The organism is Streptomyces sp. BB1-1-1 (assembly GCF_031597775.1).
Lineage (GTDB): Bacteria > Actinomycetota > Actinomycetes > Streptomycetales > Streptomycetaceae > Streptomyces > Streptomyces thinghirensis.
Genome location: NZ_CP134203.1, coordinates 6,827,812 through 6,839,938, shown reverse-complemented (window position 1 = coordinate 6,839,938; position 12,127 = coordinate 6,827,812). Strand labels below are relative to the sequence as shown.

Below are 12,127 nucleotides of genomic sequence, written 5' to 3'. Positions count from 1 at the left end.
GAAGGGCACCGTACGGCTAACGTACGGTGCCCGTGTGGCGTTCCGCCCTTTCGTGCGGAAACGCGCGTCTCACCTCGGCCGGCTCACATTCCGGCGATCAGCTTCTCCACCCGGTCGTCCACCGAACGGAACGGGTCCTTGCACAACACGGTGCGCTGCGCCTGGTCGTTGAGCTTGAGATGGACCCAGTCGACGGTGAAGTCCCGGCGCTGCTCCTGGGCCCGCCGGATGAAGTCGCCGCGCAGCCGGGCCCTGGTGGTCTGCGGCGGAACGGACTTGCCCTCGAAGATCTTCAGGTCGTTGGCGACCCGGGCGGCCTGGCCCTTCTTCTCGAGCAGGTAGTACAGGCCACGGCGGCGGTGGATGTCGTGGTAGGCGAGGTCTATCTGCGCGACCCGCGGGTGCGACATGGTCATGTTGTGCTTGGCCCGGTACCGCTCCAGGAGCTTGTACTTCATGACCCAGTCGATCTCGGTGTCGATGCGGTCGAGGTCCTCGGCCTCGATCGCGTCCAGTGTGCGGCCCCACAGCTCCAGCACCCGCTCGACGGTGCCGGTGCGGATGCCGCGGCGCTCGCAGAAGTCCACCGCCTTCTCGTAGTACTCCCGCTGCACCTCCAGCGCGGACGCCTCGCGGCCACTGGCCAGGCGCACCTTGCGGCGCCCGGTGATGTCGTGGCTCACCTCGCGGATCGCCCGGATCGGGTTCTCCAGGGTGAGGTCGCGCATCACCGTGCCCGCCTCGATCATGCGCAGCACCAGGTCGGTGGCGCCGACCTTGAGCAGCATGGTCGTCTCGGACATGTTCGAGTCGCCCACGATGACGTGCAGGCGCCGGTAGCGCTCGGCGTCGGCGTGCGGCTCGTCGCGGGTGTTGATGATGGGCCGGGAGCGAGTGGTCGCCGAGGAGACGCCCTCCCAGATGTGCTCGGCCCGCTGGCTGACGCAGTACACGGCACCGCGCGGCGTCTGCAGCACCTTGCCGGCGCCGCACAGCAGCTGCCTGGTCACCAGGAACGGAATGAGGATGTCCGCGAGCCGCGAGAACTCCCCGTGCCGGGCCACGAGGTAATTCTCGTGGCAGCCGTAGGAGTTGCCGGCGGAGTCGGTGTTGTTCTTGAAGAGGTAGACGTCGCCCGCGATTCCCTCCTCGTGCAGGCGTCGTTCGGCGTCCACCAGGAGTCCTTCGAGAATGCGCTCGCCCGCTTTGTCGTGGGTGACGAGTTCGGTCACGTTGTCACATTCGGGTGTGGCGTATTCCGGATGTGATCCCACGTCGAGATAGAGGCGGGCCCCGTTGCGCAGAAAGACATTGCTGCTGCGGCCCCATGACACGACACGGCGGAAGAGGTACCGCGCCACCTCGTCAGGCGACAGGCGGCGCTGTCCCCTGAACGTGCACGTGACGCCGTACTCGTTCTCCAGCCCGAAAATGCGGCGGTCCATGACTGAACATTACGCCTGATGACCCGAACTGAAACGGGGTTCGACGGCACGGTTTGGATCATTTTCCGATGAAGCCGCAACCACCGCTCCCCTGGCGGGAGCTGCGAGGACCCGCCCCGTGCACGCCAGCACGAGCAGTGACACGGTCCCCGCCGCCCCGGGCAGCGCGAAGCCCCACAGCACCCCGCCGTGCTCCACGACGGGCCCCGCGAGGCCCGTACCCACCGAGGCGCCCACGGTGAACGTCGTCACCAGCCACGAGAACGCCTCCGTCACCGTGCCGCGCGGCGCGTGCCGGTCGACGAGGACGAAGGCACAGGCGATGCACGGCGCGAGGAAGACGCCGGCGAGCACCGTGAGCAGCACCATGGCGACGGGGCCCGGCATCAGCAGCAGGGGCAGGTAACACACCGCCAGCAGGGCCACCAGCACGCGCAGTCGGCGCGCGGGGTCGCCGGTCCACTGCCGGGCCCCGTAGACGGCCCCGCCGACGAGCGCTCCGAGCCCCAGGGCGGCCATCAGCCAGCCGTAGACGGCGTCGCCGCCGTGCTCGTCCGCGTACGGCACGGAGGCGACGGTGATGGACCCGAGCGCCATACCGATGAACAGGAAGGCGCCCAGCAGCGCGAGCAGCCCGGACGAACGCAGCGCGCCCAGCCAGTGCGCCTCGCGCGGCGCCGACCGCCACGCGCGCGAGGGGGGCGACACCACCACGGAGAGAGCGCCCAGCACACCCACCGCGTTCAGCGCGAGCAGGGCGACCATCGGCGACCACAGCGACACGCACACCGTCACGAGCAGCGGCCCGACGGTGAACATGACCTCCTGCGCGATGGCGTCCATGGCGTACGCCGTGTGCACCTGGTCCTCCTTGCGCAGCACGCTCGGCCACAGCGCCCGCAGCCCGCCCTCCAGCGGGGGCGTGAACAGCCCCGCGGCTGCCACGGCCAGGTACGCGAGCGCGACCGTCCCGGTGCCCGCGAAGGCGAACACGGCCATGGCCAGGCCCGACAGCACGGCGGCCGGCAGCTGCACCCGCGGCTGTCCGTGCAGGTCCACGAGCCGCCCGAGTACGGGCTGTCCCACGGCGTTGGCGACCCCGTACACGGCGGCCAGGGCTCCCGCGAGGCTGTAGGAGCCGCCCTCGGCCCGCACGAACAGCACGATCGCGATGGCCGCGGTGGCGTTGGGCAGCCGCCCCACGAGCGTGCCGACGAGCAGCCTGACGGCATGGCGTGCCCGAAGAATGTCCAGGTACCCGGCGACCACGACCCACCCCCTTCTCCGAACCAACCACTGAGGTTTTACGTATAACGTCCGTCGCCATACGTACCATGTCGCCTGTTCAGGAGTCCAGACGAAAGCGCAGGCGAACGGTGGCACGAGGCAGCACCCGCCCCACGAGCCGGGACGTCGCCCAGGCCGCCGGCGTCTCCCAGGCGGCGGTGTCCCTGGTCCTCGGCGACAAGTGGCGCGGCCGCGTGTCGGAGCCCACGGCCCAGCGGGTCCGGGAGGCCGCGCACCAACTGGGCTACCGCCCGAACCTGGCCGCCCGCAACCTGCGCCTCGGCCGCACGCGCACGGTGCTGCTGGTCGTCCCCGCGCTGACCACGGAGTTCTTCGCGGAGGTGTACACGGGCGCCGCGCGGGTCGCCGCCGAGCACGGCTTCGGGGTGGTCCTCTATCCCTCCCCCGAGGGCGTCGGCCCGGCCCGGGACCCCTTCGCCTCGGCCCGGGCCGCCCTGGACGGTGTCATCGCGTCCTCGATGGCGGCCGACGCGCTCAGCGCGATCCGGGGCGACCAGCTTCCCCTGGTCATGCTGGACAGCGACCCGGAGGGCAGCCTGGGCGCCGCGACGGTCAACCTGGACATCGCCGACGGCATCCGCCAGGTCGCGGAGCACCTTCTGTCCCTCGGCCACCGCCGCTTCCTCCACCTCGCGGCGGACGTCCCGTCCTGGACCTTCGAGGTGCGCGCCCGGGAACTGGCCACACGGCTGGCCGCCGCCCCCGGCACCGACCTCCGCACCGTCCACGCCCCCATCTCCATCGAGGGCGCCCAGCGGGCCACGGAGGCCGCGCTCGCCGCTCCGGGGCCCCGGCCCACGGCGCTGGTCTGCGACGACGACAAACTCGCGGTCGGCGCCTACAAGGCGGCCCGGCGGGCCGGGCTCCGCGTCCCCGACGACCTCTCGGTCACCGGTCTGGACGACCTCGGCCTCGCCACGGCCATCGACCCGGAGCTGACGACCGTACGCCTGGACGCGGAACTCTTCGGTGAGCGCGGGATGCGCGCCCTGCTGGCGGTCATGGAGGGACAGGCACCCCAGGAGGGCGACATCCCGGTGCACCTGGTCGTACGGGGCTCCACGGCACCGCCACCGCAAGACTGAGCGGCGCCGGGGCACATGGCACCCGGCGCCGCGCGAAGGCTTCCGTGCAGCGGCTGTCCGCTACTCCTCGCCCTTGTCCCCGCCCTCGTCCTCGTCCGGCAGGGGCAGGTCGTCCGTGTCGGCGGCTCCGGCCGACGCTCCCGATTCCAGCAGTCGTGACAGCTGCGCCCCCACGATCCGCTTGAACTTCCGCTTCTGGGGACGCGTGCGGTCCAGCACCGCCACTTCCAGCCGCTCCGCCGGGATCTCCCGCTCGCTGCCGTTCGTGTCGCGGGACAGCGACTGCACGGCCAGCTTCAGCGCCTCGGCCAGCGTCATGCCGTCCCGGTGCCGCTGGTCCAGGTATCCGCTGATCTGCTCGGCGTTGCCCCCGACCGCGACCGAGCCGTGCTCGTCCACGATCGAGCCGTCGTGCGGCAGCCGGTAGATCTGGTCGCCGTCGGCGCTGTCGCCGACCTCGGCGACGACCAACTCCACCTCGTACGGCTTCTCGGCCTGGCTGGAGAAGATCGTGCCCAGCGTCTGGGCGTACACGTTGGCCAGGCCGCGAGCCGTCACATCGTCACGGTCGTACGTGTAGCCGCGCAGGTCGGCGTAGCGCACGCCACCGATCCGCAGGTTCTCGTACTCGTTGTACTTGCCGGCGGCCGCGAAGCCGATCCGGTCGTAGATCTCGCTGAACTTGTGCAGCGCGCGGGACGGGTTCTCGCCGACGAACACGATGCCGTCGGCGTACTGCAGCACGACCAGGCTGCGGCCACGGGCGATGCCCTTGCGGGCGTACTCCGCCCGGTCGGCCATGGCCTGCTGGGGTGAGACATAGAACGGCGTCGACACCGGTTATCCATCCCTTTCTGGAGACGTCACTGGACCACCTGACAACACGGCCGCACCCGCTACAGCAGCGCGGCCCGCGGACCGTCGGGGTGTTCGAGCCGCCGCTCCAGCACCGCGCGGGCGAGCGCCGAGCCCTCGTCCTCGCTCAGCCGGCGGAAGCCGTCCTCGGTGATCACAGTGATGATCGGGTAGATCCGGCGGGCGACATCGGGACCACCGGTCGCCGAGTCGTCGTCTGCCGCGTCGTACAGCGCCTGGACCACGAGCGTCGTGGCCTGCTCCTCGGTCAGGTCCTCGCGGAAGAGCTTCTTCATCGCGCCCCGGGCGAAGATCGAGCCCGACCCGGTGGTCGCGTAGTTCTGCTCCTCGGAGCGCCCGCCCGTCACGTCGTACGAGAAGATGCGGCCCCTGCCCCGGTCCACGTCGTACCCGGCGAACAGCGGCACCACGGCCAGCCCCTGCATCGCCATGCCCAGGTTGGACCGAATCATCGTGGACAGGCGGTTGGCCTTGCCCTCCAGGGACAGCTGGGCCCCCTCGACCTTCTCGAAGTGCTCCAGCTCCAGCTGGAACAGCTTCACCATCTCCACGGCCAGTCCCGCCGTGCCGGCGATGCCCACCGCCGAGTACTCGTCGGCCGGGAAGACCTTCTCGATGTCCCGCTGAGCGATCATGTTGCCCATGGTGGCCCGCCGGTCACCGGCGAGGACGACACCGCCGGGGAACGTCACCGCCACGATCGTGGTGCCGTGCGGCGCCTCGATCACACCCTGCACCGGCGGCAGCTGCCGGTTGCCCGGGAGCATCTCCGGCTGGTGCTCACCGAGGAAATCCATGAACGAAGAGGACCCAGGCGTCAGGAAGGCAGCTGGTAGACGCCCGGTGCTACGAGTGTTGGCTTCCACGCGATTCCTTCCACGTATGCGACAGCTATGCCACGGACCCTACCCGGCTGCGGGCAGTGATCCACATACTCGGCGGGAACCATGGAACGAACACCCCGGCCCCCGTCTCAGGCCGCGCGCGGCACGGTTCCCACCGCACCGCGCGCGACTCTCACGTTCTGCTCGTCCGCCCCTCATGCGGCCCGCGGGCCTGTGAAGCGAAGGAGAAGCAGGCCTTCAGCAGGCCTACTGGCCACCCTTCTGCACGAAGGACCGCACGAAGTCCTCCGCGTTCTCCTCGAGGACGTCGTCGATCTCGTCCAGGACGGAGTCCACGTCGTCGTTCAGCTTCTCCTGGCGCTCCTTGAGGTCCTCGGAAGCCTGCGCGTCCTGCGCCTGCTCCTCGACCTCCTCGGTGGAACGCGTGGCCTTCTGCTGCCCGCCGCCGGTGTCCTTGGTCGCCATAACCCTCACCCCGCTCGGTTCGCCCGACACAGTTGCTCGGTCAAGATCAGACCCTACAAGCCGGGTCCGACATCGGCCCCGCAGTTTCCTCAACGTACGGGTGCCACCTCGATGGTTCCCGGACCCGGGTGTTTCCACCCTGTCCGGCCGATTCCTCCCGTGTACCCGCTCGGCCCGGTCACCCGCCCGACAACACCTTGACCAGGTCTTCCGCGGTGCGGCAGCGGTCCAGGAGCTCCTTGACGTGATTACGCGTTCCGCGAAGCGGTTCCAGGGTTGGCACCCGCTGGAGCGAGTCCCGGCCCGGCAGATCGAAGATCACCGAGTCCCAGGAGGCCGCCGCGACGTCGTCCGCGTACTGCTCCAGACAGCGCCCGCGGAAGTACGCGCGCGTGTCCTCCGGCGGCTTCGTACGGGCCCGCTCGACCTCCGTCTCGTCCAGCAGCCGCTTGATGCGGCCGCGGTCCACCAGACGGTTGTACAGGCCCTTGTCGGGCCGTACATCGGCGTACTGGAGGTCCACGAGGTGCAGCCGGGCCGCGTCCCAGTCCAGGTCGTCGCGGCGGCGGTAGCCCTCCATGAGCTCCCGCTTGGCCACCCAGTCCAGCTCGCCGGCCAGGCTCATCGGGTCGTTCTCGAGCCGGTTGAGGGTGTCCTCCCAGCGGCCCAGGACGTCCTTGGTCTGGTCGTCGACGTCCGCCCCGTACCGTTCCTCGACGTACTTGCGGGCCAGCTCGTAGTACTCCATCTGGAGCTGCACCGCGGTCAGTGTCCGGCCGCTGCGCAGCGTGACCAGGCGCTTCAGCGACGGGTCGTGCGACACCTGGTGGAGGGTGCGCACCGGCTGGTCCACGGCCAGGTCGACGGCGATGAACCCGTCCTCGATCATCGACAGCACCAGGGCCGTCGTACCCAGCTTCAGATAGGTCGAGATCTCCGACAGGTTCGCGTCACCGATGATCACGTGCAGTCGCCGGTACTTCTCGGCGTCCGCGTGCGGTTCGTCGCGCGTGTTGATGATGGGCCGCTTCAGCGTCGTCTCCAGGCCCACCTCGACCTCGAAGTAGTCCGCGCGCTGACTGAGCTGGAAGCCGTGCTCGTGCCCGTCCTGGCCGATGCCGACGCGGCCGGCGCCGGTGAAGACCTGGCGGGAGACGAAGAAGGGCGTCAGGTGGCGCACGATGTCCGAGAAGGCGGTCTCCCGCTTCATCAGGTAGTTCTCGTGCGTGCCGTAGGAGGCGCCCTTGTTGTCGGTGTTGTTCTTGTAGAGGTGGATCGGCTGGGCACCGGGCAGCTGGGCGGCCCGCTCGGCGGCCTCGGCCATGATCCGCTCGCCGGCCTTGTCCCACAGCACGGCGTCCCTCGGATTGGTGACCTCCGGAGCGCTGTACTCGGGGTGGGCGTGGTCGACGTAGAGCCGTGCCCCGTTGGTGAGGATCACGTTGGCCAGGCCGATGTCCTCGTCGGTGAGCTGGCTGGAGTCGGCGGACTCGCGGGCGAGGTCGAAGCCCCGCGCGTCCCGCAGCGGATTCTCCTCCTCGAAGTCCCAGCGGGCCCGGCGGGCCCGGTGCATCGCCGCCGCGTAGGCGTTGACGATCTGGGACGAGGTGAGCATGGCATTGGCGTTCGGGTGGCCGGGGACGGAGATCCCGTACTCCGTCTCGATGCCCATTACTCGCCGTACGGTCATGCGGCCCTCCTTGCCCGGCGGCGCCCGTCGTGGGCGCCGCTCAAGTACCGCTGGCGCTCCGATGCGTGTGCGGTGCCCGTCCCCGCACTGCGCGACTCGGCGGTACGGAAGAGCCTAGAACGCCTTTGCGCTGGTGGGGAGATCATTTGCGGCATTGCCTTGCTCCAGTCGGGGCTCCGGAAAACAGTCGGCTGCGGGTACCCGCTGAGGGCACCCGCAGCCGCCCCGCCTTTTACAGGTACTGACCGGTGTTCGCCACCGTGTCGATGGAGCGTCCGGTGTCCGCGCCCTGCTTTCCGGTGACGAGCGTACGGATGTAAACGATCCGCTCGCCCTTCTTTCCGGAGATCCGGGCCCAGTCGTCCGGGTTGGTGGTGTTGGGCAGGTCCTCGTTCTCCTTGAACTCGTCCACGCAGGCCTGGAGGAGGTGGGAGACGCGAAGGCCCTTCTGGTTCGCTTCCAGGAAGTCCTTGATCGCCATTTTCTTGGCGCGGCCCACGATGTTCTCGATCATGGCGCCGGAATTGAAGTCCTTGAAGTAGAGGACTTCCTTGTCGCCATTGGCGTAGGTGACCTCCAGGAAGCGGTTCTCCTCGGATTCCGCGTACATCTGTTCCACCGCGGTCTGGATCATGCTCTGGACGGTGGCCGCCCTGTCCTTCTCGTGCTCCGTGAGGTCGTCCACGTGGAGCGGGAGGCGCTCGGTGAGGTACTTGCCGAAGATGTCCTTGGCCGCCTCGGCGTCCGGACGCTCGATCTTGATCTTCACGTCCAGCCGGCCGGGCCGCAGGATGGCGGGGTCGATCATGTCCTCACGGTTGGAGGCACCGATCACGACCACGTTCTGCAGGCCCTCCACACCGTCGATCTCGGCGAGCAGCTGCGGGACGATGGTGTTCTCCACGTCCGAGCTGACACCGGAGCCACGGGTACGGAAGAGGGACTCCATCTCGTCGAAGAAGACGATGACGGGGGTACCCTCGCTGGCCTTTTCCCGAGCCCGCTGGAAGACCAGGCGGATCTGCCGCTCGGTCTCACCCACGTACTTGTTGAGCAGCTCGGGGCCCTTGATGTTGAGGAAGAAGCTCTTGCCGGCGGCCTGGCCGGTCACCTCGGCGACCTTCTTGGCCAGCGAATTGGCGACCGCCTTGGCGATGAGCGTCTTGCCGCATCCGGGAGGCCCGTAGAGCAGGACGCCCTTGGGCGGACGCAGCTCGTGCTCCCGGAACAGGTCGGGGTAGAGATAGGGGAGCTCGACCGCGTCGCGGATGGCCTCGATCTGTCCGCCGAGGCCACCGATCTGCTCGTAGCCGATGTCGGGGACCTCTTCGAGGACGAGTTCCTCGACCTCGCTCTTGGGAACGACCTCGTAGACATAGCCCGAGCGGGGTTCGAGCAGGAGTGCGTCGCCGGGGCGGATGTTGATCCCGCGCAACGGCTCCGCGAGGCGCACCACCCGCTCCTCGTCGGTGTGCCCGAGCACCAGGGCTCGCTCGCCGTCCTCCAGGATCTCCTTGAGGGTGACGATGTCACCGACGCTCTCGTACTCCATGGCCTCGACCACGTTGAGAGCTTCGTTGAGCATCACTTCCTGGCCGCGCCTGAGCTCGTCGAGCTCGACGCTCGGGCTGACGTTCACCCGTAGCTTGCGGCCGCCGGTGAAGATGTCTGCGGTGCCGTCCTCGTTCGCCTGAAGGAAGACACCGAAGCCCGCCGGTGGCTGGGCCAGCCGGTCGACCTCTTCCTTGAGGGCCACGATCTGGTCGCGGGCCTCGCGGAGTGTTCCGGCGAGTCGTTCGTTCTGGGCGGACACGCCGGCCAGGTTGGTCTGCAGCTCGACAATCCGCTCTTCGAGAATTCTCGTGTGCCGCGGAGATTCGGCGAGCTTGCGTCGCAGGACGGCGATCTCCTGCTCAAGGTAGGCCACCTGCCCGGCCGGGTCCTCGGACCCGCGTCCCGGGCGGATGCCGCGGTTCATGTCGTCGTCGTGGGCTGCCACGGTCCTCACCTCCTCCAAGGGGAGCTGGACGCTTCCAGACCCTACCTGGGTGGGTGTCGATTGAAACCCCTAGATCACAAAGACTGTCGGGGTGTGTCCGATCTTCACCCTTGCGCTCTCCCTCACGCCAGGGGAATACCCACGGAACGTGAGTGGAACCCAGCCGGAGGTAGGGTCGAAGCGTTCAACACCCGTCAGAGCTGGCCGGATTCCCGAACGGCTCGGCGCAGGAAACGGCAGGAGAGATGACCGTGCAGCAGGAGGCCGGAGTCGACGGCGAGGCACTGGAGGTCTGGATCGATCAGGACCTGTGTACCGGCGACGGCATCTGCGCCCAGTACGCGCCCGAGGTGTTCGAGCTGGACATCGACGGTCTGGCCTACGTCAAGGGCGCGGACGACGAGCTTCTGCAGGCCGCTGGAGCGACAACGCCCGTGCCGTTGCCGCTTCTCACGGACGTGGTCGACTCCGCGAAGGAGTGTCCGGGCGAGTGCATCCACGTACGTCGCGTTTCGGACAGGGCCGAGGTCTACGGTCCGGACGCAGAGTGACCAAACCGTGACTCAATCCGCACGCTCCGTGACCGCTGTCTGATGTGTCACACCATCCGTCGCAGGACGGCGGTCAAACGGTCCGCGCCTGGGACGGCGCGTCGCGGACGAACGCACCGTTCTCCCACTGCCACTTCACGTCGTCCGTGACGTCGGGGCAGCAACTGGGCACGTCGGCCGTCGAGTAGCCGAGAAGCGTGGCGTGGACGGCGCCGCCGCGCACCGCGAAGTCGGTGACCGTCCGGCGGTCCCGGGGGTTCACGAGGGTGGCCACGACGCGGGGCTTGCCGCCGTCGGAGTCCCGCGTGATGACGTACACCCCGTCGGGCGGGGTCCCCATGGGCGCGTCGCAGTGCACGACGGCCACCGTCTCGGGCCGGCCGTCGCCGTCGAGGTCGCCGGAGGCCTTCTTCTGCACGACTGCCTTGACCGGACCGCACTCCAGGGGAAAGGCGACGGCCGCCGGATCTGGCGGGGTCCCGTGCGCCGGGGCGTTCTTCGTCTCGGGCGCGGCGGTCTGCGCCGCCGTCGCGGCGTCGGGCTGAAGGACCGAGGAGAGGGCCACCACACCGGCGAGGGCCGTGGCGGTGGCGACCCAGTGGATCGGGCGGGCGTGGGTGTGTGACAGATCCGGAACGGCGGGGTGCTGCACGAGGAGTGTCTCCTGTGAGGGCTGTGCCGGCGGGGGGTGGCCAGCATCGTGCCACACGTCACAGTGCGGGGGAACGGCGGGGTGGGTAGTCGGCCGGGCTGCGCCGTTCCGCACCGCGTCTCCGGGTTCGGCCGCGGGACCCGGTCGAGGCCTCGGGGCCCGGTCGAGCCGCGGGCCCCGGTCAACACGAAAGCGCCGTGGTGGAGTTCCCGAAGGGTCTCGGGAACTCCACCACGGCGCCTGTACGTTGTTCGCGGCACGGGCCGCCTCAGCGGCCGGAGCCTCCGCCGGCGTTGGGGCCCTCGTAGTCCTCGCCGTAGGCGCCCTTGGCGGGGCGGCGGCGGCGCATGGGCGGCTCGACGCCGTCCGCGAGGCGGCGGGCGGTCAGCAGGAAGCCGGTGTGGCCGATCATCCGGTGGTCCGGGCGGACGGCCAGGCCCTCGACGTGCCAGTTGCGGATCATCGTCTCCCAGGAGGTCGGCTCGTTGAAGCAGCCGATCTCGCGGATGGACTCGACGGTTCGGGCGAGCTGGGTCGTCGTCGCGACGTAGCAGCACAGGATGCCGCCGGGCACGAGCGCCTTCTTGACGACGTCCAGGCACTCCCAGGGGGCGAGCATGTCGAGGATGACGCGGTCGACGTCGGTGTCGGACAGGTTGTCCTGGAGGTCGCCGACGGTGAGCTGCCAGGCGGGGTGCGGGCCGCCGAAGTAGCGCTCCACGTTCTGCTGGGCGATCTCGGCGAAGTCCTCGCGGCGCTCGTAGGAGTGCAGCATGCCCTGGTCGCCGATGGCGCGCAGCAGGAAGCTGCTGAGGGAGCCGGAGCCCACACCGGCCTCCACGACGCGTGCGCCGGGGAAGATGTCGGCGAAGGCGAGGATCTGCCCCGCGTCCTTCGGGTAGACGACGGCTGCCCCGCGGGGCATGGACAGGACGTAGTCGGGGAGCAGGGGGCGCAGCGCGAGGTAGGCGACGTTCCCGGTGGTGCGGACAACGCTGCCCTCGGGAGCACCGATCAGTTCGTCGTGGGGGAAGGAACCCTTGTGGGTGTGGAAGTTCTTCCCGGCCTCGAGCGTGAACGTGTAGTGGCGGCCCTTGGGGTCGGTCAGCTGAACCTGGTCCCCGACCTTGAAGGGCCCGCGCCTGCGGGCGGCACCGGTCGGTTCGGACATGTGACCAGCCTACCGGTTCCCCGCCGGGGGCTTGACCAGC

The 12,127-nt window shown here is 69.3% G+C and carries 11 protein-coding genes and 1 pseudogene; 2 read left to right on the top strand and 10 right to left on the bottom strand.

All coding sequences use genetic code 11. The annotated features are described in order from the left end of the window. Window positions 1-83: 83 nt before the first annotated feature. Entirely contained in the window at window positions 84-1,445 is a 1,362-nt protein-coding gene (pafA, locus tag RI578_RS31315) for a Pup--protein ligase (RefSeq protein ID WP_109033662.1), read from the bottom strand. A 9-nt stretch (window positions 1,446-1,454) separates the two neighbouring features. Next, window positions 1,455-2,714, bottom strand: a complete 1,260-nt coding sequence (locus tag RI578_RS31310; protein ID WP_310874201.1) for an MFS transporter — start codon at window positions 2,712-2,714, stop codon at window positions 1,455-1,457. Between the two features lie 107 nt (window positions 2,715-2,821). On the opposite strand from RI578_RS31310, the gene RI578_RS31305 reads away from it, so the two are divergent. Further along, the gene (locus RI578_RS31305) at window positions 2,822-3,838 is read left to right on the top strand and encodes a LacI family DNA-binding transcriptional regulator (RefSeq protein ID WP_310874200.1); all 1,017 of its coding nucleotides are present in this window, start codon (window positions 2,822-2,824) and stop codon (window positions 3,836-3,838) included. 60 nt (window positions 3,839-3,898) lie between these two features. Here RI578_RS31305 and prcA read toward each other — a convergent pair whose 3' ends face one another. The 6 genes and pseudogenes from prcA to arc all read right to left on the bottom strand — a co-directional run bounded on the left by prcA (window position 3,899) and on the right by arc (window position 9,713). After that, window positions 3,899-4,675: a proteasome subunit alpha gene (gene prcA, locus RI578_RS31300; RefSeq protein ID WP_310874199.1), complete on the bottom strand. Its 777-nt coding sequence runs from the start codon at window positions 4,673-4,675 to the stop codon at window positions 3,899-3,901. 59 nt (window positions 4,676-4,734) lie between these two features. Further along, a complete protein-coding gene (gene prcB, locus RI578_RS31295) occupies window positions 4,735-5,580 on the bottom strand; it encodes a proteasome subunit beta (RefSeq protein ID WP_121746026.1) in 846 nt (281 codons plus the stop codon). Further along, window positions 5,532-5,657, bottom strand: a pseudogene (locus RI578_RS31290) (recombination endonuclease VII); the annotation flags it as partial. The pseudogene RI578_RS31290 and the gene prcB, both read right to left, overlap by 49 nt. 148 nt (window positions 5,658-5,805) lie before the next feature. After that, entirely contained in the window at window positions 5,806-6,024 is a 219-nt protein-coding gene (locus tag RI578_RS31285) for a ubiquitin-like protein Pup (protein ID WP_053128307.1), read from the bottom strand. Between the two features lie 178 nt (window positions 6,025-6,202). Beyond that, the gene (gene dop / locus RI578_RS31280; protein ID WP_345635130.1) at window positions 6,203-7,714 is read right to left on the bottom strand and encodes a depupylase/deamidase Dop; all 1,512 of its coding nucleotides are present in this window, start codon (window positions 7,712-7,714) and stop codon (window positions 6,203-6,205) included. Between the two features lie 232 nt (window positions 7,715-7,946). Further along, window positions 7,947-9,713, bottom strand: a complete 1,767-nt coding sequence (arc, locus tag RI578_RS31275) for a proteasome ATPase (RefSeq protein ID WP_310874198.1) — start codon at window positions 9,711-9,713, stop codon at window positions 7,947-7,949. A gap of 245 nt (window positions 9,714-9,958) precedes the next feature. Between arc and RI578_RS31270 the strand changes: the two genes are divergently transcribed. Next, window positions 9,959-10,264, top strand: a complete 306-nt coding sequence (locus RI578_RS31270; RefSeq protein WP_310874197.1) for a ferredoxin — start codon at window positions 9,959-9,961, stop codon at window positions 10,262-10,264. Between the two features lie 73 nt (window positions 10,265-10,337). On the opposite strand, the gene RI578_RS31265 is transcribed toward RI578_RS31270, so the two are convergent. Together RI578_RS31265 and RI578_RS31260 are read right to left on the bottom strand one after the other, a co-directional pair. After that, complete coding sequence (locus RI578_RS31265) at window positions 10,338-10,916, bottom strand: hypothetical protein (protein WP_310874196.1); 579 nt, start codon at window positions 10,914-10,916, stop codon at window positions 10,338-10,340. Between the two features lie 268 nt (window positions 10,917-11,184). Next, the gene (locus tag RI578_RS31260) at window positions 11,185-12,087 is read right to left on the bottom strand and encodes a tRNA (adenine-N1)-methyltransferase (protein WP_310874195.1); all 903 of its coding nucleotides are present in this window, start codon (window positions 12,085-12,087) and stop codon (window positions 11,185-11,187) included. Between the last annotated feature and the right edge of the window lie 40 nt (window positions 12,088-12,127).